The sequence below is a fragment of the Sphingobium sp. FW305-3-2-15-F-TSA7 genome (assembly GCF_058787155.1).
The window spans coordinates 17,351-35,439 of record NZ_JBYSZM010000007.1 but is presented as its reverse complement, the minus strand read 5'-3'; the positions used below and the strand labels follow the sequence as shown (position 1 = coordinate 35,439).

General features: G+C 66.3%; 21 protein-coding genes. 8 read left to right on the top strand and 13 right to left on the bottom strand.

Translation table 11 applies throughout. The features are described from left to right. Positions 1-2 precede the first annotated feature (2 nt). A complete protein-coding gene (locus tag AC3WN8_RS07000; RefSeq protein ID WP_492668826.1) occupies positions 3-1,205 on the top strand; it encodes an acetyl-CoA C-acyltransferase in 1,203 nt (400 codons plus the stop codon). Positions 1,206-1,212: 7 nt separating this feature from the next. Beyond that, the gene (locus tag AC3WN8_RS06995; protein WP_492668677.1) at positions 1,213-1,968 is read left to right on the top strand and encodes an SDR family NAD(P)-dependent oxidoreductase; all 756 of its coding nucleotides are present in this window, start codon (positions 1,213-1,215) and stop codon (positions 1,966-1,968) included. 64 nt (positions 1,969-2,032) lie between these two features. Here the strand turns inward: AC3WN8_RS06995 and AC3WN8_RS06990 are convergent, their stop codons facing one another. Beyond that, a complete protein-coding gene (locus tag AC3WN8_RS06990; RefSeq protein ID WP_492668676.1) occupies positions 2,033-2,404 on the bottom strand; it encodes an EthD domain-containing protein in 372 nt (123 codons plus the stop codon). Next, the gene (locus AC3WN8_RS06985; RefSeq protein WP_492668675.1) at positions 2,401-4,089 is read right to left on the bottom strand and encodes an FAD-dependent oxidoreductase; all 1,689 of its coding nucleotides are present in this window, start codon (positions 4,087-4,089) and stop codon (positions 2,401-2,403) included. Before AC3WN8_RS06985 ends, AC3WN8_RS06990 begins: the two co-directional genes overlap by 4 nt. Before the next feature lie 220 nt (positions 4,090-4,309). Between AC3WN8_RS06985 and AC3WN8_RS06980 the strand changes: the two genes are divergently transcribed. Together AC3WN8_RS06980 and AC3WN8_RS06975 are read left to right on the top strand one after the other, a co-directional pair. Continuing rightward, positions 4,310-4,831 carry an Lrp/AsnC family transcriptional regulator gene (locus AC3WN8_RS06980; protein WP_492668674.1) on the top strand — a complete coding sequence of 174 codons (522 nt, stop codon included), beginning with the start codon at positions 4,310-4,312 and terminating at the stop codon, positions 4,829-4,831. Continuing rightward, the gene (locus tag AC3WN8_RS06975) at positions 4,828-5,298 is read left to right on the top strand and encodes an Lrp/AsnC family transcriptional regulator (RefSeq protein ID WP_492668673.1); all 471 of its coding nucleotides are present in this window, start codon (positions 4,828-4,830) and stop codon (positions 5,296-5,298) included. The genes AC3WN8_RS06980 and AC3WN8_RS06975 overlap by 4 nt, the downstream gene beginning before the upstream one ends. A gap of 13 nt (positions 5,299-5,311) precedes the next feature. On the opposite strand, the gene AC3WN8_RS06970 is transcribed toward AC3WN8_RS06975, so the two are convergent. From AC3WN8_RS06970 to AC3WN8_RS06930, 9 genes are read right to left on the bottom strand one after another with little or no spacing between them, the layout of a single operon-like run. Then, the gene (locus AC3WN8_RS06970) at positions 5,312-5,779 is read right to left on the bottom strand and encodes a nuclear transport factor 2 family protein (RefSeq protein ID WP_492668672.1); all 468 of its coding nucleotides are present in this window, start codon (positions 5,777-5,779) and stop codon (positions 5,312-5,314) included. Then, a complete protein-coding gene (locus AC3WN8_RS06965; RefSeq protein ID WP_492668671.1) occupies positions 5,772-6,839 on the bottom strand; it encodes a DUF1214 domain-containing protein in 1,068 nt (355 codons plus the stop codon). The genes AC3WN8_RS06970 and AC3WN8_RS06965 overlap by 8 nt, the downstream gene beginning before the upstream one ends. A gap of 14 nt (positions 6,840-6,853) precedes the next feature. After that, on the bottom strand, positions 6,854-7,633 hold the full coding sequence (locus AC3WN8_RS06960) for an SDR family oxidoreductase (protein WP_492668670.1): 780 nt from the start codon (positions 7,631-7,633) through the stop codon (positions 6,854-6,856). After that, the gene (locus AC3WN8_RS06955) at positions 7,623-8,876 is read right to left on the bottom strand and encodes an NADH:flavin oxidoreductase (RefSeq protein ID WP_492668669.1); all 1,254 of its coding nucleotides are present in this window, start codon (positions 8,874-8,876) and stop codon (positions 7,623-7,625) included. The genes AC3WN8_RS06960 and AC3WN8_RS06955 overlap by 11 nt, the downstream gene beginning before the upstream one ends. Further along, on the bottom strand, positions 8,873-9,313 hold the full coding sequence (locus AC3WN8_RS06950; protein ID WP_492668668.1) for a nuclear transport factor 2 family protein: 441 nt from the start codon (positions 9,311-9,313) through the stop codon (positions 8,873-8,875). The genes AC3WN8_RS06955 and AC3WN8_RS06950 overlap by 4 nt, the downstream gene beginning before the upstream one ends. Continuing rightward, entirely contained in the window at positions 9,310-9,843 is a 534-nt protein-coding gene (locus tag AC3WN8_RS06945; protein ID WP_492668667.1) for a nuclear transport factor 2 family protein, read from the bottom strand. The genes AC3WN8_RS06950 and AC3WN8_RS06945 overlap by 4 nt, the downstream gene beginning before the upstream one ends. Before the next feature lie 25 nt (positions 9,844-9,868). Next, positions 9,869-10,621: an SDR family NAD(P)-dependent oxidoreductase gene (locus AC3WN8_RS06940; RefSeq protein ID WP_492668666.1), complete on the bottom strand. Its 753-nt coding sequence runs from the start codon at positions 10,619-10,621 to the stop codon at positions 9,869-9,871. Further along, on the bottom strand, positions 10,618-11,406 hold the full coding sequence (locus AC3WN8_RS06935) for an SDR family NAD(P)-dependent oxidoreductase (protein WP_492668665.1): 789 nt from the start codon (positions 11,404-11,406) through the stop codon (positions 10,618-10,620). The genes AC3WN8_RS06940 and AC3WN8_RS06935 overlap by 4 nt, the downstream gene beginning before the upstream one ends. A 33-nt stretch (positions 11,407-11,439) precedes the next feature. After that, positions 11,440-12,519, bottom strand: a complete 1,080-nt coding sequence (locus AC3WN8_RS06930; RefSeq protein ID WP_492668664.1) for a 3-ketosteroid-9-alpha-monooxygenase, oxygenase component — start codon at positions 12,517-12,519, stop codon at positions 11,440-11,442. Between the two features lie 140 nt (positions 12,520-12,659). On the opposite strand from AC3WN8_RS06930, the gene AC3WN8_RS06925 reads away from it, so the two are divergent. Further along, the gene (locus tag AC3WN8_RS06925) at positions 12,660-13,436 is read left to right on the top strand and encodes an SDR family NAD(P)-dependent oxidoreductase (protein ID WP_492668663.1); all 777 of its coding nucleotides are present in this window, start codon (positions 12,660-12,662) and stop codon (positions 13,434-13,436) included. Here the strand turns inward: AC3WN8_RS06925 and AC3WN8_RS06920 are convergent. After that, entirely contained in the window at positions 13,400-14,344 is a 945-nt protein-coding gene (locus tag AC3WN8_RS06920) for an alpha/beta hydrolase (RefSeq protein WP_492668662.1), read from the bottom strand. The two genes, AC3WN8_RS06925 and AC3WN8_RS06920, sit on opposite strands and share 37 nt — an antisense overlap. Positions 14,345-14,397: 53 nt before the next feature. Here AC3WN8_RS06920 and AC3WN8_RS06915 point away from each other — a divergent pair, with 53 nt between their 5' ends. The 3 genes from AC3WN8_RS06915 to AC3WN8_RS06905 all read left to right on the top strand — a co-directional run bounded on the left by AC3WN8_RS06915 (position 14,398) and on the right by AC3WN8_RS06905 (position 17,280). Next, positions 14,398-15,528, top strand: a complete 1,131-nt coding sequence (locus tag AC3WN8_RS06915; RefSeq protein WP_492668661.1) for a helix-turn-helix transcriptional regulator — start codon at positions 14,398-14,400, stop codon at positions 15,526-15,528. Between the two features lie 135 nt (positions 15,529-15,663). Further along, positions 15,664-16,830: a sulfotransferase family protein gene (locus AC3WN8_RS06910; protein WP_492668825.1), complete on the top strand. Its 1,167-nt coding sequence runs from the start codon at positions 15,664-15,666 to the stop codon at positions 16,828-16,830. Between the two features lie 3 nt (positions 16,831-16,833). Then, entirely contained in the window at positions 16,834-17,280 is a 447-nt protein-coding gene (locus AC3WN8_RS06905; RefSeq protein ID WP_492668660.1) for a nuclear transport factor 2 family protein, read from the top strand. A 7-nt stretch (positions 17,281-17,287) separates the two neighbouring features. Here the strand turns inward: AC3WN8_RS06905 and AC3WN8_RS06900 are convergent, their stop codons facing one another. Further along, entirely contained in the window at positions 17,288-18,052 is a 765-nt protein-coding gene (locus AC3WN8_RS06900) for an SDR family NAD(P)-dependent oxidoreductase (RefSeq protein ID WP_492668659.1), read from the bottom strand. Positions 18,053-18,089: the final 37 nt, after the last annotated feature.

The following is an 18,089-nucleotide window of genomic DNA, read 5'->3' as shown; positions in this document are numbered from 1 at the left end:
GTTTGCGCGAAGCCGCCATCGTCGCCACTGCCCGCACCGGCATCGGCAAGGCCTATCGCGGGGCCTTCAACGATACCGAAGTGCCCGTGCTGACCGCGCATGTCGTGAATGCCGCGATCGCGCGCGCCGGGATCGATCCCGCCCGGGTCGACGATGTCTATATGGGCGTCGGCAATCATTGGGGTACGCAGGGCTATAATGTCGGCCGCCTGACGGTTCAGGGCTCGGTGCTGCCCGATGCGACCGGGGGCTTCACGCTCGACCGCAAATGTTCGTCGGGGCTCAACGCCATCGCGCTCGCCGCGCGCGGCATCATGTGCGACGAGATCGACGTCGCGGTGGCCGGCGGCGTGGAGAGCATCTCGCTCACCATCAACAAGCATGCGCCCAGCTATCGCAACCGCTCCGAATTCGTGAAGGCGGCCGATCCCCACGCCTATATGGCGATGATCGAGACCGCCGAGATCGTGGCCGATCGCTACGGCGTCTCGCGTGAGGCGCAGGACGCATTCTCCGCGACCAGCCAGCAGCGCGCCGGCGCGGCTCAGGCGGCGGGCCGGTTCGACGACGAGATCGTGCCGATCACCGTCACCAAGGCGCTGTTCGACAAGGAAGGCAACGAGACCGGCAAGGAAGAGGTGACGCTGGATCGCGACGAGGGCGTGCGCGGCGACACCACCGCCGAGAAGCTCGCCGCGCTCAAGCCGGTGTTCAAGGACGGGCTCGTCGTCAAGGAAGGCCGCCACATCACTGCGGGCAATGCCAGCCAGCTTTCGGACGGCGCCTCGGCGCAGCTGGTGATGGACCGCGCGACCGCTGAAAGGGAAGGGCTGCCGATCCTGGGCATCTATCGCGGTTTCCAGGTTGCTGGCTGCAAGGCGGAGGAAATGGGGATCGGCCCGGTTTTCGCGGTTCCCAAGCTGCTCGATCGCGCGGGGCTGAAGGTCGACGACATCGGCCTGTGGGAAATCAACGAGGCCTTTGCCAGCCAGGCGCTCTATTGCCGCGATACGCTGGGCATCGATCCCGAAAGGATCAATGTCGATGGCGGTGCGATCGCGCTCGGCCATCCTTTCGGCATGACGGGTTCGCGGCTGGTCGGCCATGCGCTGATCGAGGGAAGGCGCCGCGGCGTCCGCTATGTCGTGGTGTCGATGTGCGTCGCCGGCGGCATGGGTGCTGCCGGACTGTTCGAGATCGTCTGAGGCGGTCATGGCGTCTTCGCTGCATGGAAAAAGCGTGTTCGTGACCGGTGGTGGCAGTGGCATCGGCCGCGCCGCCGCGCTCGCCTTTGCCGCGGAGGGCGCACGCGTCGCTGTCGCCGACCTCAATGCCGACAGCGCCGCCGAGACCGCCGCGATGGTGCGTGCGGCGGGCGCCGAGGCGCATCATGGCGCGCTCGACGTGACCGATCGGGCGGCGGTCGATGCCTTTGTCGACGATATCGTCTTGCGCTGGGGCGGACTCGACTGCGCATTTAACAATGCCGGCGTGTCGCTGGAGGGCATGGAGACCCCTTGGGGTGATCTGGACGCCTATGACCGCACGATCGCGGTCAACCAGCGCGGGCTGACCCTGTGCATGGCGGCCGAGCTTCGTCACATGGAACGCGCCGGGCGCGGCGCGATCGTCAACACCGCCTCGATCGCGGGCATGGCCGGGGCAGGGGGCGCCGGCTATTGCGCGTCCAAACATGCGGTGATCGGCCTCACCCGGTCGGCCGCGATGCGCTATGCCGCGCAAGGCATCCGCATCAACGCGGTCTGCCCCGGCGCGATCCGCACGCCGATGGTCGAGGCGGTGGTGAAGGAGGAAGCCGCGGCGCGCTTCATCGCCGAAATGCATCCGATGAACCGGCTGGGCGAAGCGCAGGAAGTCGCCGATGCCGTCGTCTTCCTCTGTTCGGACAAGGCCAGCTTCATCACCGGCCATCCGCTCGCCGTCGATGGCGGTTATCTGGCGCGGTAGTTAAGACATGCTCTGTCATTCTCGCGCACGCGGGAATGACAAGAAATGAGACAGCCCATTAGATTTACGGGCGGCAGATCGCGCTCTCGGTTTCATCGACGACCAGCAGCCGTGTCTGCGAGCGGTCGAGAAATTCCTCCTCATCCGCCGCGAGCCGCGCGGCATTTGCCGGCTGCATGAGCACGGCCAGCGCCTCCTCATAAGCCCCGCGATCGCGAAACCATATCTCGGTGACCGCATCATAGTCGAAGGGCGGCGTCCGATCGAAGGCGATGCCGCCGTCCGCCGCGACGTAATTGCGCCGATAGGCGAGGATATTGGGCATCAACTCCAGGATCAGCGGCGCATGATCGGTTTCGTAATAGTCGCGAAAGCGCGCGCGATCGATATCGGCGCGCGCCTTCAAGAGCGAGATGACCTTGAAGCCGCCCGTCACCGGTTGACGCCCAGCATGTCGCGCGCGGCGATCCAGCCAAAGGTCATCGCCGGGCCCAATGTCGCGCCGGCACCCGGATAGGTCCGGCCCATGGCGGCGGCGGAGACGTTGCCCACCGCGTAGAGACCCTGGATCGGCTTGCCGTCCTCATCGAGCACGCGCGCCCGTTCGTCGGTCGCGAGCCCGCCATTGGTGCCGAGATCGCACGGATAGATGGCGATCGCGTAGAAGGGCCCGTGCTCGATCGGCGCGAGCGTGGGATTGGGCGAGACCGAGGCGTCGCCATAGTGACGGTCATAGGCCGACTGGCCGCGCGCATAATCGGGGTCCTCGCCGCGCGCCGCGAAACCGTTGAAGCGCGCGACTGTTTCGCGGAGCGCCGCCGGATCGACGCCCATCTGCGCCGCCAGCCCGTCGAGCGAATCCGCCTTTTTCAGGATCTTGCGCATCGGCGCCGGGATGCGCGCATCGGCCGATGGTTTTCCGGGCATCATCGGGCCGAGCATGTATTTCCCGCGATAGCGCGCGTCGAAGACGAACCAGGACGGCACGGTCGGCGCATCGGGCCGGTTGGCGCGATGCATCTCGCCGCCCGCGACATGATAGGACGCGGCCTCGTTCATGTAGCGCCGGCCCGCCTGGTTGACGATGATCGAGGACGGCAATGCGCGCTCGACGAACATGATACGTGCACGATCCTCGCCATCGAGCATGAAGCCCGGCCCCCACCAGGCGGAATCCATCAGTCCGGTCGCGGCGCCGACGCTGATGCCGGCCTTCAGCCCGTCGCCGGTGTTGCTGGGCACGCCCGCGCTCCAGTCGGCCGAGGCGGGCTGGGGCGAATGGCGTGCGCGCAATGCCGGATCATGATCGAAGCCGCCGCTGGCGAGGATCACGCCCTTGCGCGCGCGGATCTCGATTGCCTCGCCGTCGCGTTCGACGATTGCGCCGGTCACGCCATGGGGGCCGTCGACGAGCGAGACCATCGGCGCATCCAGCCAGATCGGAACGCCCTTGGCATCGATCGACAGTTTGAGCCGGCCGATCAGCGCGTTGCCCCCGGTCAGACGGCGCGAGCGCTTGGTCTTGAAGCGCCAGGGCAGGTCGAACAGATATTTCATCATCAGCTTGAAGAGGAGGGGCTTGGCGCCCGGGCTCATCGTCAGCAACAGCTTGGCTTCCTCCATCGTCCAGGTGAAGCGGCCGAAGGTGAGTGTCAGCGTGTGCGGCGGCTCCATCCGCCAGAAATCCTCGCCCAGTCGGTCGGCCATCAGCGGGATCGGGTCGTGCGTCCGCCAGCCGTCACGCGCGCCCGCCACGTCCATGTGATAATCGGCATAGGCATAGGCGGTATAGCGCAGCTCCGAATGCGCCTCCATGTCGCGCAGCATCCGCGGCGCATTGTCGACAAAGGCGCGGAGCTTGGTCTCGGGCACGTCGTCGCCGATCAGGGCCTTGATATAGCCGAGCGCCTCTTCGGGATCGTCGGCATGTCCCTTGGCGCGGGCATCGTCGCTGGCGGGAATCCAGATGCCGCCGCCCGATGTCGCCGAGGTGCCGCCATATCGCGCCGATTTCTCCACCACGAGAACCTCCGCGCCCGCATTGGCGGCGGTGAACGCCGCGGTCAGCGCGCCCGCGCCCGATCCCACGACCAGCACATCGACTTCATGCAAGGCTTCCACGGCGGCTCCAATCCCGGCTTCCGGCATCATTCCGGTTCATGATGAGGTTTTGCATACGAAATGCGTTCTGAGAAGTCATAATCTGTACGCAAAGTGTGATAATGACTTGCTTCGGCCGAAAATATTGACACGATTGCGGCAATAAGGTCTGTGCATCGTCGTTTCGCGTAGGTCGCCTGCTGGATGGCCGCGCATTGTCGCAATTGAGGAGAGAGCCGCGTTGCGAACCGAGGGCAAGAGCGAGCGCCGGACGCGCGGCAAGGCGCAGGGGAGCGGCCGCGAGGACGGCATGTACCGCGTCGACGAGGTCGACGACCAGATCATCGCGGCACTCCGTAAGAACGGCCGCATCGCCAATCGCGATCTCGCACGCGACATGGACGTCAATGAGGCGACGGTCCGCACGCGGCTGCGCCGGCTGGAAGAGGCCAATATGGTGCGTGTCGTCGCAATTCGCGACCTGGCGGCGCTGGGCTTCGAATATCTCTCGCCGGTCGGCGTGCAGGTGAAAGGGCGCTCGGCCGCCGCCGTCGGCGCCGACATCGCCAAGCTCGAACGCGTGATCACGGTCAATGTGGCGATCGGTACGCACGATCTGGAGATCCAGGTGGTCGCGCAGAGCCTGGACGAGATGCAGAATCTGCTGACCAACGTGATCGCGAAGATCGAGGGGGTCGAACGCCTGTTCCCGAGCCTGGCGCTCAAGGTCTTCAAATATAATCCGGAATGGGCACCCCTATGAGCACGCGTATCGGCCTCGACGAGCTCGATCACCGGATCATCGACCGGCTGGGCCATGACGCCCGCGTTTCCAACCGCGAGATCGGCCGGGAATTCGGGCTGACCGAAGGCACGATCCGGTCGCGGCTGAAGCGCCTGCTGGACGCCAAGGTGATCCGCGTCGCCGCGGTGACCAATGCCAACCGGCTGCGCAATCCGATCCTCGCCTATCTCTGGATCGAGGCCGACACCGCCGCCGATATCGAGAATGTCGCGACGAGCCTGGCCGCGCTGCCCGAGATTGCCTTTGTCGCGACGACGCTCGGCCGCGCCGACGTGCTCGCGATGACATTGGTCGAGAACGGCAACGAGCTCACCGATTTCCTGCACCAGACGGTCGACAAGATCCCGGGAATCCGGCGGGTCAATTACAGCCTGGGCCAGAATTTCATCAAGCACGACTATCGGTGGTGCGCGCTGGTCGACTGACGCGCACCGGAGCTCAGGGGCCAACCCAGCCGGCTTTCAGCCCATCCTCTGCCAGTGTGCCGTCGACGATCGCGCGCGGTTCGGAGCGGGTGTAGCAGATGCGCCAGCCATCGGCGGTGCGGCGATAGCGGTCGTGATAGAAATTGGCGAGCAGCCGGAAGCTGCGCTCACGCGGATCATAGCTGGCATAGCCCAGATTCCAGCGCGCGCTCGCCGCGTCGCCGTCGATTTCGATCTCGCCATTATGTGCCTGATGCACGTCGACGATCGGCGTCGTCGCCGCCATCTGCGTGAATATGCCGATCAGGCCGTCGAGATCGAATGTGCCGACCGGCGGGAAGTCGATCACCGCGTCGGGCGTGAAGCAGGCGCGGATCGCCGCCACGTCCTTGGCGTCGCAGGCATTGAGATAGCGTGCCTTGAGGCGGCGGATATCGCTCTCGGCCTCGAGCCGGGCGATGCGCGGTTCGAGATCAGTCATCGAGGCGGATGATCCTGCTTTGTGGGACGGGATGGTCGGTGGCGCCGGTCCAGCGCAGCAGCATCGTGCCGCGATCGTGGCCGGCGGTGTCGATCCAGTTGCCGAAGCCCGGATCGCGATCGGCGACGACCAGCGTCAACGTGCCGTCGTCGTTGAGGCGCGCGCCATGGCCGTTCACATGGATGCGATGGTATCGATAATCGAGCGATTCCATCCAGTAATTGTCGAGCTGGAAATTCCAGAAGCTGCATTCGGGAACGGGCGTGTCGATGCGCAGCGCCTCGCCGGGGGCGAGCTGCCACCAGCCATGGAGATAGAAGATCGTCGGATCGCCGCCCGCGCGAAAGAAGCGCGTCTGGTCGATCGTCGCGAGCCGGTTGAACTGTTCGGCACGGAAGCTTTCGGTCCAGTCGACAAAGGTCCTGGCAGTGCCCTCGACAAAGGCGGTGACGCGCCCGAGCGCCGAACCGAGCCGGCCGGCGGTGAGCGGAACGGGGGTGGCGGGGCCGTCGATCGCGGCGATCTCGACGGTCGCCGGCGTCTCCACGGCACGATCGAGAAAGGTCTGGCGCACGATCACCATCGTGCTGTCCTCGGCGAGCGGCAGCCAATTGCCCTCCGCCCGTTCGCGGCTCACGACGATCTCGAACGATCCGTCGGGCGCGACCTGCATGTCGGCGGAATCGAGCTCGCCCGTCGACGCCATCGTGCCGTCGATCGCATAGCGATTGGCCTTGGTCCCGAAGCTCAGGATCGGCACGCTGCCGCGCCTGCCGGTGATGCGGTAGCGCCGCGCACCCGAAACCGTGGCGTTCATATAGATATTGTCGGGATTGTCGGCGCCGATCTTCGCGGTCTGGTGGGATGCCGCGTAGAAGCTGGGGAAATCGGGATCGGCATGCTCCAGATGCATGTCGAGCCCGATGCGCAGCAGCCGCGTCAGATAGCGGAAGCCCTCGGCGCGATCGAGCGGCGATGCCGCCGCCTCGGGCGCCAGCACCACCTCTCCCGCGGCTTCCAGCCGTCGGCAGAAATCCTGCCACATCTCGCGCGTGAACATCTCGTCTCCCATGGTCAGGGCGCCATATATTGGCCGCCATTGACGTCGAGCGTGGCGCCCGTGACGACCCTGGCGTGATCGGACAGGAAGAAGAGCACGCTCCTCGCGCAATCCTCTTCGGGTGGAATGATGCCGAGCGGGATGCGCGCGGTGATTTCGCCGACCAGCGCCTCGCGATCGGCGCCGTTCGCGACTTGTCCGTCGATATAATCGTAAACCGGCTTGCCGCCGATCCAGCCCATGCGCGTCGCGTTGACGCGGATGTTGAAGCGGCCGAGATCCTTGGCCATGTGTTTGGTCATCGTCGTCAGCGCACCCTTGCCCGTCGCATAGCCGCCTTCTCCCGGAAAGGGATTGACCTGGGACATGGTGGCGACGTTGACGATCGCACCGTCCTGCTGCGCCTTCATCGCGGGCAGCACCGCCTGCGCCATGCGCAGAGCGCCCAGACAGTTGACGTCGAACACCCGCGCCCAATCCTCGGGGTCGGCCTGATCGACCGTCACCCAGGCGCCGTGGATATAGGCGGTGTTGACCAGGCCATCGATCCGCCCGAACGCATCGGTCGTCGCCTTGGCCAACGCGTTGCACTGGGCGGCATCGGCGATGTCGGTGGCCAGCGCCACCGCTTCGCCGCCGTCGGCGCGGATCTCGCTCGCCACCGCTTCGATGAAATCGCGATTGCGCGCGCCGAGCGCGACCCGGGCGCCTTCGCGGGCGGCGATGCGCGCCAGCGCCTGGCCCATGCCGGGGCCGACTCCGCTGATCACCACCACCTTGTCCTTAAGCAGCATCCGCCAGTTCCTTTCCTGCGAGTATGTCCTTGAGCGCCGGATCGAGCGCATTGCCGACCTCCGGGCAATGCGTGCCCGACGGGCCGTACATCGCGGCGACGCAGCGATTGCACGCGGTGCAGCCCGATCGGAGATCCGTGCCCAGGCGCCATTTGGCGACCAGGCCGGGATCGTGGATCAGCGCGCGCGCCATCACGATCGCGTCGAATCCTTCCGCCATCGCCTGGTTCGCGGCGGCGAGCGACTGGACGCCGCCCAGATGCGCGAGCTTCATCGGGCTGCCGGCCAGTGCGGCCTTGAGCTTCAGGCCATGTTCGATCAGATAGTTTTCGCGGAAGGGCGGCAGGCGCGGCACGCTCATCTTGAGGATCGCGAACTGGAGCCGGGCGAGCAGGCCCGTCTGCATCGCCGCCAGATCGTCATAGGGCAGCGCGCTGCCGAACATCGCCCAGGTGCTTTCGATGTTGCGGCCGGCGGACAGCACGAGCATGTCGGCGCCCGCGCGTTCCAGCGCACGCGCCGTCACGATCGCATCGTCGACCGTCGCCCCCTTGGGCACGCCGTCGGTCAGGTTGATCTTGGCGAGCACCGCCAGCCGCCCGCCCGTCGCCTGCTTCACCGCCTCCAGCACCTCGGCGGGGAAGCGCGCGCGGTTCTCGGCCGAACCGCCATAATCGTCGCGGCGGACATTGGAGAGCGGCGAGATGAACTGGTTGAGCAGATAGCCGTGGCCCATATGGATCTCGACCGCGTCGAAGCCGGCCTGTTCGGCGAGCAAAGCGGCCTGTGCGAACTCGTCGCGTACCATCTCCATATCGGCGCGGGTCATGGCGCGCTGGAGGAAACGGCCCTTGAGCACGCCCATCTTGTCGATGCCGCCCGATGCCGACATGGCGCGCGGCGTCGACAGATCGTCGATCTGGCAGAAACTGCCGCCATGCGTGATCTGGGCGGAGGCCTTGGCGCCCTCGGCATGGATCGCATCGGTGACGGCACGGTAGTGCGGCACGCTTTCGGCGCGCATCGTGCCTTGCCCCGGCAAGGTCCGTCCGTCCTTCGACACCGCGACATAGGCAAGCGTCGTCATGCCGACGCCGCCGCGCGCATAGGCGCGATGGAATTCGGTCAGCGCGCGCGTCGGGAACATGTCCTTGTTCATCATCTCGTTCGCGCCCGAACGGATGAAACGGTTGCGCAGCGTGACGGGGCCGATCTGGACCGGACTGAACGGATCGGCGCTCACGCCATCGGCTCCGGCGTGAAATCGGCGGGCGGATCCTTCACCCAGAAATCGGTTTCGACACGCTTGGCGATCCGCCAGCCATCGGGCGTGCGCACCAGTTCGTCCGCATAGGTGCAGCCGAGCAGGAACAGATGCTCGCCCTGGGGACGGGCCAATTGCATCGGATTGAACAGCATCGTCCGCGCGGTCGCCCGGTCCCCGTCGAGCCGGATGAGCGGCAGCCCGATCAGATGCTGGGTGAGCGGGAAGGGGGCCAGCGCCCGTCCGAGCCAGGGCTTGATCTCCGGATAGCGCCCCGCCGCACCGCCGGTTGCGCGATAGTCGATCTCGGCATCGGGGGTGAACACCGCGTCGAGCGCGTCATAATCCTTCGCGTCGATCGCGAAGACATAGGTCGCCAGCAATTGCTGGATCGCGACGATATCCTCCGCGCTCATGCGCTTGCGTCCCGGGTGAGCATGGCGACGATCCGCGCCTTCATCGGCTTCACCCAGTCGCGCTTGAGGTCGGCGCTGAGCAGGCCCGCGGCATCGAGTTCGTCGCACAGATGCATCTGGTGCGCGATGTCGAACAAATCCATCTGGTAGGAGAATTTGCCGCCGCCGCCATAGGTGATCAGAGAGACGCCGCGCGTTTCGTAATGGCTGCCGTCGGGGCGCATGCCGGGACCGCGATTGACCCATTCGCTGATGATGCGATCCTCGTTGATCGCCCAACTCAGGATCGGAAAACTCCATCCCTGCCAGCCCGAGCCGACATCCATGTCGCGGCCATAATGGGTGGTGCGGATCGCTTCGCGCCCCTCGGCGCGGACGAACATCGCGCCGCCATAGGGGCATTCATAGACGCAATCCTCATGATAGAAGGCGTCGGCGATCCACGACCAGCTGCCGCGCCTTTCCGCCTCGACGAAAGCGTCGCGCAATCCCCTGATCGCGGCTTCGACCTCTTCCCTGGGATAGTGCATCGCCGCGTCCTCCTGTCTGAGCGGTTCAGTCGAAATTGGCCTGCCCGCCGTCGAGCGGGATGGTCGCGCCGGTCAGATATGCCAGGTCCTCGCCGCAGAGCGCCGCCACAGCATTGCCGATATCGGTTTCGCAATCGCCGACGCGGCGCAGCGGGATCGAACGGAAGAACGCCTCCGCTTCCTCAGGATTGGCGTCGATCCACGCAGCCAGCCCGGGCGAACGGGCGTGCGGCGCGATCGTCAGCACGCGGATATTGGCGGGGCCCCATTCGGCGGCGGCGGCGCGGGTCAGCGCGCGCGTCGCCTGCTTGACCGCGGCATAGGCGCCATAGCCCGACATGTCCCAGCGCAGCGCCGCCGAGCTGGCGAGATTGACGATCGTGCCGCCGCCGCGCCGTTCGAGATGGGGATGGCAAGCCTTCATGAAGCGGAAGCTGGCGAGCGGGCCCGATGCGAAGCCCGCTTCGAACGCCTCGTCGCTGACCGAGAGCAGCGGGCCGAGCGGCACTTCCTGTGCATTGTTGACGAGGATGTCGATGCCGCCGAAGCGATCCGCGACGGCATCGACGGTCGCGCGGACCGCCGCGGCATCCTTGACGTCGCACGCAAAGGCGACCGCACCGTCGCCGATCTCTGCGGCGACCGTGTCGAGCTTGGCAACCGTCCGGCCGAGCAAGGCCACGGCGGCGCCGCGCGCGGCGAGCGCGACAGCGATGCCACGCCCGACGCCCTGGCCGGCGCCGGTGACGATCGCGACCTTGCCGTCGAGCCGGCTCATAGGCCCAGGCTGGTCGGCGCGCCCGGCAGCATCGACTGATAATAGCCGGCGGACCAGCCACCATCGACCGCCAGCTCGGCGCCGGTGATATAGCTCGCCTCGTCCGACGCGATGAACAGGCTCGCGCGCGCAATCTCCTCGGGCTCGCCGATGCGCTGGAGCGGGACGCGCTCATAGCCGGTGTTGAGCGCATCGCCGCTCAGCCCCGCGGGATTGCCCATTTGCGTGTTCACGCCGCCGGGATGGACGCTGCACACGCGCACGCCGCGCGGGCCGAGTTCATAAGCGAGCGATTTGGACAGACCGCGCACCGCCCATTTGCTGGCGGTATAGGCTGTGAGGCCGTTGCAGCCGCGCAGGCCGTCGACCGACGAGATGTTGACGATCACGCCGCGCCCGGCCTTCGTCATCTCCGGCGCGGCATGTTTCGCGCCCAGGATCACGCCGAGCACATTGATCGAGAGCACGCGCTCGATATCCTCGGCCGACATCGCCTCGATCGGCGAATAATGCACGATCGCTGCATTGTTGACGAGGATGTCGAGCTTGCCGAAATGCGCGACCGCGGCGGCGACCAAAGCCGCCCAATCTTGTTCGGATCGCACGTCATGCTTCAGGAACAGCGCCGCGTCGCCGATCTCGGCGGCGGTCGCCTTGCCCTTGTCCTCCAATATGTCGGCGAGCACCACTTTCGCGCCCTCGGCGGCGAAAAGCCGCGCGGTGGCGGCCCCCATGCCCTGCGCCGCACCGGTGACGATCGCCACCTTGCCATCCAGTCTGGCCAAAATCTTCTCCTGTCCTTGTAGCTAGCGTCGCGCTCAGGCGACTTTCTGTTCGAACGGCGCGGACAATGTTCCGCGCGTGATGTGCGTGCCGTTGACGCGCGCCTGGAACTCCTGCGCCCGCGCGCGGGGATTGTAGAACTGGCGGTACCAGATCCTCAGCTTGCCCACCGGCCCGTCGCCCTGCACCGCCATCGGGTTGATGCACGGCTTCTTGTTCGACCAGATCTCGAAATCCTGCGCGAAGGCGGCGCAGGCGGCCGCCTGATAGGCGCGCGCCATGGCGGTGTCCTCGGCCGTCGGCTCGGCATTGGGAACCTTGACCAGCAACCCGTGCCACACCTTCACCACGCCGTCGTCGATGGGCGTGTGCGTGATCATGATGATCGCCGGGAACTGGCCCGACATGCGCGACTGCAGGATGCCGGGGCCGGTATACCAGGTATCGGTTTCCAGCGGCGCGTCGCCCTGCAGCGTGCGATGGCCGGCGCGCAGGCGCTGGACGACGCGGTGCCCGTCGAAATCATTCTCGAAGACGTCGACCTTGTCGTTGCCGTGGACGGGCTCGAAATGCGCGCGGTCCGCCATATTGTCGAGGATCTCGACGGGATGGCTGGCAAGCTCGCCCAACTGGTCGAGTTCCCATTTCACCCAATGCGGCTGTTCATATTCCTCGAAGGGCGGCAGGTCATATTCGGGTTCCAGCCCTTCGGGATCGTGCCACATCCAGATGCAGCCCGCGCGTTCGATCACCGGCCAGGTCTCGAGCCGGGCGGCCGCCGGGATCTTCTGCGGCGAATAGGGGATCTGGTTGCACGTGCCGTCGGGGCCGAAACGCCAGCCATGATAGGGGCAGCGGATCGAATCGCCCTGCACATGTTCCTTGTCGCGGATCACGAAGCTCGTCTGGTTCTTGGCCAGATGCGCGCCCATGTGCGGGCAATAGGCATCGACCAGATAGGCCTGCCCCGATTCGCCGCGATACAGGATGCGATCGCGCCCGAAGAAGCGCACGGGAAGCGGCGTGGTGCCCTCGAGCTCGGCGGCGGCGGCGATCATGAACCAGCCGCGCGGAAAGCTGTGTTCGCCCAGCCCATATTCTGCGGTCGTCGCCATTGAAAACCCTCTCTCTGATTGCTGCGACGTCATATTGACTACGGTTTGCGTTTTATGTTGCGGGTTTACTACCGCATTTCGTGGTAGCATCCCACAAATGATAGCGGCATACAAGGCGGATCAGATCAAGGAGGATGCAAATGGGTGATGATCGGCTTTTCCCCGAAGGCGCTGCGCTGATATTCGGCGCGACCGGGGGGATCGGTGCGACGGTCGCGACCGAATTCGCGCGTGCGGGCAGCGATATCGCGATCGCGTGGCGATCCAAGCGCGAGCGTGCCGAAGCATTGGGCGGCGAGATCGAGTCGCTCGGGCGCGCCGCCAGCCTGCATCAATGCGATGTCACCGACGAAGCGGCGCTGGCTGCGGCGGTCGAGGCCGCCGTCGCCGCGCATGGGCGTATCCACACTCTGGTATGGGCCGCGGGGCCGCTGGTCGATCAGGTCCATCTTGCCGATACGACCGCCGAACAATGGCGCCGCGCGATCGATGTCGAGGTGCATGGCTTCTTCAATGCCGCGCGCGCGGTGATCCCGCATATGCGGGCCTTGGGCGGCGGATCGCTGGTGCATCTCGGATCGGCGGGTGATCTGCGCTGGCCCGACAAGGACGGGCTTTCGGTTGCGCCCAAGGCCGCCAACGAAGCGCTGGTCAAGGGTTTCGCGCGCGAAGAAGGCAAGTTCGGCATCCGCGCCAATACGGTGCTGGTCGGCGTGATCGAGGCCGGCATGTTCCTCGAACTCTCCCGCCAGGGCGTGTTCGACGAAGCCTGGACCGCTGAGGTCCACAAGAACCTGGCGCTCAAGCGCTGGGGTCAGCCCGAGGAAATTGGTCATGCCGCCGTCTTCCTTGCTTCGTCGAAAGCCGCTTACGTCACCGGTCAGCAGATTGCCGTCGCCGGCGGATACGGGATCTGATCGAGCGCGAACGCCGTCCTCAGGCCGCGCGCGGCGGTGCCGACCGCCCTGTCGGCCTGGGGCAGCATGCCGAGCATGCTCGCAAAGCCGTGGATCATGTCCGGAAAATGCTCATGGGCCACGGCGACGCCCGCCTCCTCGAGGCGCGTGGCATAAGCGAGGCCTTCGTCGCGCAGCGGATCGAAGCCAGCAGTGACGATGGTCGCCGAGGGCAGGCCGGCCAAGGTGTCGGCGCGCAGCGGCGCGGCGAAAGCAGGCGCTTCGGCGGGGCTTTCGAGATATTGCGCCCAGAACCATTGCATCATCTCGCTCGACAGCATGTAGCCGGTCGCATTCTCGACCCAGGACGGTCGGGCGAAGTCGGGATCGAGCACGGGATAGAGCAGCAACTGATGCGCGATCGCCGGCCCGCCTTCGTCGCGAAGCTTGAGGCAGAGCGCCGCCGTCAGATTGCCGCCCGCGCTGTCGCCGCCCAGCGCGATCCTGTCGGGATAGATTTCGAGCGTAGCCGCCTGTGCGACGATCTCGGACAGGGCACCCGCGACTGCGTCGAGCGCGACGGGGTAGCGGCTTTCGGGCGAAAGCGGATAATCGAGTGCCAGCACCGCGACCTCCGCGGCGGACGCGAGCGCACGGCACAGCGGATCATGCGTGTCGAGCGTGCCGAACACCCAACCGCCGCCATGCATGAAGACGAGCAGCGGCAATGTCTCGCCGGGCCGGGGATGATAGAGGCGCGCCGGGATGGCACCGACCGTCAGGTCGCGGATTTCGGCGATTTCGGCGCGTGCGAACGGCATGGGCTGGCGGTCGGCGAGCCGGAACGCGGCCGGATCGAAGGGCGGCTTCATATGCGGCACATCGGCGAGCATCTGGAGCAGCGGTACGAGCGCGGGATCGAGAGGCATTGGCAAACTCCTGCTTGTTATGGGATGGAAACGAGGTCGAGGATGGGTGACATGTGAACGCGACCGATGAAGTCGAGGATTTCTCGCGGTTGATCTCCGCGCTGTTCGGCGGCCTGCTGGCCGAACCGCCATGGGAGGATTTCCTGCGCATGCTCGCCGCCTGGCTCGACGCCAGCTATGCGACGCTGATCCTGACCGCGCCGGGCACCAGCCGGCCGGGTACGATCGTGACGCCCGGCGCGGATCCGCGGACCGCGGAGGATTATGCCGAGAGCTTCTTCACCAGCGATCCCTTCAAGGGCCTGCCCGAAGGCAAGGTGATGTCCTTCACCGAATTTCTTCAGGGCGATGCGCGAGAGAGCGCCTTTTGGCGCGATTTCCTCGAAGCGGCGGGCGGCGACCAGATATTGGGCGTCGACCTGCGCTTCGACAGCGGTTTCGAAGCGCGGCTGCGGGTGACGCGCGACGCCAGCCGTGCCGATTTCGGTAGCGCCGAGCGCGACGCGCTTCAGTCGATCGTGCCGCATCTGCGCGATGCGCTGCGGCTGTTCGAACGGCTCCAGGCCTGGGACACCGAGCATGGCGTCTATCGCGGCATGGTCGAGCAGATGGGCGTCGCGGCGATCATCCTCGATCATGACGGCAAGGTGATGCGCACCAATGCGGTCGCGGACCGGCTGCTGGCCGAAAAGGATGGCGTCGTGCTCGCGGGCGGGCGGCTGCGGCTGACCGCCACCGCCGAGCATCGCATGCTCGAAAAACTGCTCCAGTCGCTGAAGGCCGATGCGGATCCCGCTTCGATCGCCGCGCAGCGTTTCCGCATCGAGCGCCCGTCGGGCCGGCGCGATCTGGGGGCGGTGGCCAAGCCTGTCACCGCGCCCGCCTTCATGCGCAGCGGTGCGGCCGCAGCCCTCGCGCTGTTCGTCAGCGATCCGGGGCAGGACGCGCGGCCCGATCCCGAGGCGATCCGCGATCTGTTCCAGCTCACCCGCATGGAGGCGATGCTGGCGGCGGCGCTCGCGAGCGGCGCCTCGCTCGTCGATGCCGCCGACCGGCTGGGCATCGCGCACAATACCGCACGCTCGCACCTGCGCTCGATCTTCGCGAAGACGGGCGCGCGGCGCCAGTCTCAGCTCGTCCATCTGCTGCACGCCGCGATGCCCGAGTTCGGCGCGAGCGCTTGAGCCCCTCCCATTCGGACTAGCTCCCCTCCCATTCAGGGGTGTCGCGCCTGTCGGTTGCGCGCCTAGCCTTGCCAGCATGAAGGGTCGCGACCGATCGCGACGCGCAACGAAATATGGTGGAGGTGCCTGGTGGACATGGCGATGGGGCACGTGCCCGACCGCGAATTGCTGGTCGACCGTGCGCGTGAGCAGACGGGGCTTTCGGACCTTGGCGACACCTGGTTCTTCGCCAACATCGACGCGCTGATCCCGGCGCTCAACACCGAGGCGCGACTGAGCCCGGCGGGCGTGCAGAGCGCGAGCGCGATGATCGTCAACGGGCTGGTCAACCGGCTGCGCCATGTCGAGCTGGTCAAGAACAACCCCGAGATCCTGGACGAGCCGATCGATGTGGCGGCGGTCGTGGTCGGACTGCCGCGCACCGGCAGCACCATGCTCCACCGCCTGCTCGCATCCGCGCCCGGCATGACCGGTGCGCGCTGGTTCGAGACTCAGAATTACGCACCGATGCCGGGTGAGGCGCGCGGCGAGACGCATCTGCGCCGCGCCACCGCGCAGGGCTTTCTCGATTATATGATCGCGAACATTCCCGATCTCATGTCGATCCATCCGATGAGCCTGGATCAGCCCGATGAGGAACTGATCATCCTCGGCCAGCTCTATTCCAGCACGATGATCGAGGGCACTTATTATGTGCCGAGTTTCGCGCACTGGCTGACCGCCAATGACCGTTTCCAATGCTATCGCGATCTCCGCCAGATCCTCCAGTCGCTCCAGTGGCAGGATCCCGGCCGGCAGGGCGCGAAATGGGTGCTCAAGACGCCCGGACATCTGATGGCGCTCGATGCGGTGATGGAGGTTTTTCCGAACGCCAAGATCGTCATGACCCACCGCGATCCCGTTGCGACGGTGCCCAGCTATTGCAGCATGGAGCACAGCCTGTACCAGATGGTCTCCGACAGCGTGGACAAGGCCAGTGTCGCCGAATTCTGGGTCGATCGCCTGGCCGATCTGATGGCGCGCTTCATGCTGGTGCGCGAACGCGTCGAAGGGCGCAACTTCGTCGATGTGCGCTATGCCGACCTGCTCACCGATCCGATCGGCGAAGGCACGCGCGTGCTCGAAGCGGCGGGCGTTACCGTCACGCCCGAGATCCGCGCCGGCATGGGGCAATGGATCGAGGGCAACAAGCGTGAGGATCGCGCGGCGCACCGCTACACGCTGGAGGAATTCGGCCTGGACAAGGCCGATGTCGATCGCCGCTTCGCCGGCTATCGCGCCGCATTCGTCGAGGCGGGCTGAGCCATGTCCTATCCGGAGGACGGCGCGGTCATCACCCAGATCAAGCTGCTCAAGGCGCGCTATTTCCGCGCGATCGACACCAAGAACTGGGCCTTGCTGCGCGACCAGCTGACCGACGACCTCGTCGCCGATTTCCGCGAATCCGCCGGCGTGGCCGACGATCGGCTGCTCACCCACGGCGCCGACGCCTTTGTCGCTTCGGTTCGGGCGACACTGGCCGGCGTCACCACCGTGCATCACGGCTATACGCCGGAGATCATGCTGACCGGCGCGCGCGAGGCCAAGGCGATCTGGGCGATGGACGATCGCCTGTGGGTCGACGAGGGCAGCGAACTGCCCTTTCGCTGGCTGCGCGGCTTCGGCCATTATCACGACTGCTATCGCAAGGCGCGCGGGCGCTGGCTGATCGCCTCCACGCGCCTGAGCCGCATCCGCGTCGAAAGCGGCTGATCTTCTTTCACTGGGGCATCGGCGGATAGCTGGCGAGATAGCCGGCATCGACGATATGCGCCTGACCGTTGATCCCGCCCGAACGCGGGCTTGCCAGGAACAGCGCGACTTCGGCGATATGCTGCGGCAGCAGCATGCCGCCATAGGCGGGCGTTTCGAGTGCGTCGGCGGGCTGGATCGGCGGCAATTCGGTGACGCCGAGGATCGCGGTGGCGACGGGGCCGGGGCAGATCGCGTTGACGCGCAATCCCTTGGCCGCGAAATCCTGCGATGCCGAGCGGACGAGCCCGATCACGCCATGCTTGGCCGCGCTATAGGCGGCGGCGACGTTGAGACCGATCACGCCCGATGTCGACGCGGTCACCACCGCCGCACCGCCGCGTTCGAGCCGGGGCAGCACCGCCTGCAGACCGAGCCACGCGCCCTTCAGGTTGATCGCGACCATGCGGTCGAAGGCGGTTTCGTCATGCGCCTCCAGCGGCATCTGCGCATAGGCGCCGGCATTGAGGAAGGCGGCATCGAGCCGACCGAAGCTGTCGATCGCAGCGGCGACCATCGCGGCATTGTCGGCCGCGCTCGCGACATCGACCGCGACCGCGCTGGCTTGTCCGCCCTCGTCGCGAATCCGCCCGGTGATCGCTTCCGCGCCCGCAATATTCATGTCGGCGACGATCACCGCCGCGCCTTCCTCCGCGAAACGGAGCGCGGCGGCCGCACCGATCCCCGATGCGCCGCCCGTCACCAGCGCCACTTTGCCCGCATACATGCTCATCAGGTCCGTCTCCTTCGATCTGTTGGCGACAGGCCTA

Bases quoted from the DNA above. Each gene is read 5' to 3' on its own strand.
- AC3WN8_RS06930 (WP_492668664.1), bottom strand. From the start codon at position 12,519: ATGGCGACGACCGCAGAATATGGGCTGGGCGAACACAGCTTTCCGCGC.
- AC3WN8_RS06970 (WP_492668672.1), bottom strand. From the start codon at position 5,779: ATGACTGATCTCGAACCGCGCATCGCCCGGCTCGAGGCCGAGAGCGAT.
- AC3WN8_RS06900 (WP_492668659.1), bottom strand. From the start codon at position 18,052: ATGAGCATGTATGCGGGCAAAGTGGCGCTGGTGACGGGCGGCGCATCG.
- AC3WN8_RS06920 (WP_492668662.1), bottom strand. From the start codon at position 14,344: ATGCCTCTCGATCCCGCGCTCGTACCGCTGCTCCAGATGCTCGCCGAT.
- AC3WN8_RS06905 (WP_492668660.1), top strand. From the start codon at position 16,834: ATGTCCTATCCGGAGGACGGCGCGGTCATCACCCAGATCAAGCTGCTC.
- AC3WN8_RS06945 (WP_492668667.1), bottom strand. From the start codon at position 9,843: ATGCACTATCCCAGGGAAGAGGTCGAAGCCGCGATCAGGGGATTGCGC.
- AC3WN8_RS06910 (WP_492668825.1), top strand. From the start codon at position 15,664: ATGGCGATGGGGCACGTGCCCGACCGCGAATTGCTGGTCGACCGTGCG.
- AC3WN8_RS06950 (WP_492668668.1), bottom strand. From the start codon at position 9,313: ATGAGCGCGGAGGATATCGTCGCGATCCAGCAATTGCTGGCGACCTAT.
- AC3WN8_RS06995 (WP_492668677.1), top strand. From the start codon at position 1,213: ATGGCGTCTTCGCTGCATGGAAAAAGCGTGTTCGTGACCGGTGGTGGC.
- AC3WN8_RS06965 (WP_492668671.1), bottom strand. From the start codon at position 6,839: ATGTTCACGCGCGAGATGTGGCAGGATTTCTGCCGACGGCTGGAAGCC.
- AC3WN8_RS06940 (WP_492668666.1), bottom strand. From the start codon at position 10,621: ATGAGCCGGCTCGACGGCAAGGTCGCGATCGTCACCGGCGCCGGCCAG.
- AC3WN8_RS06960 (WP_492668670.1), bottom strand. From the start codon at position 7,633: ATGCTGCTTAAGGACAAGGTGGTGGTGATCAGCGGAGTCGGCCCCGGC.
- AC3WN8_RS06925 (WP_492668663.1), top strand. From the start codon at position 12,660: ATGGGTGATGATCGGCTTTTCCCCGAAGGCGCTGCGCTGATATTCGGC.
- AC3WN8_RS06975 (WP_492668673.1), top strand. From the start codon at position 4,828: ATGAGCACGCGTATCGGCCTCGACGAGCTCGATCACCGGATCATCGAC.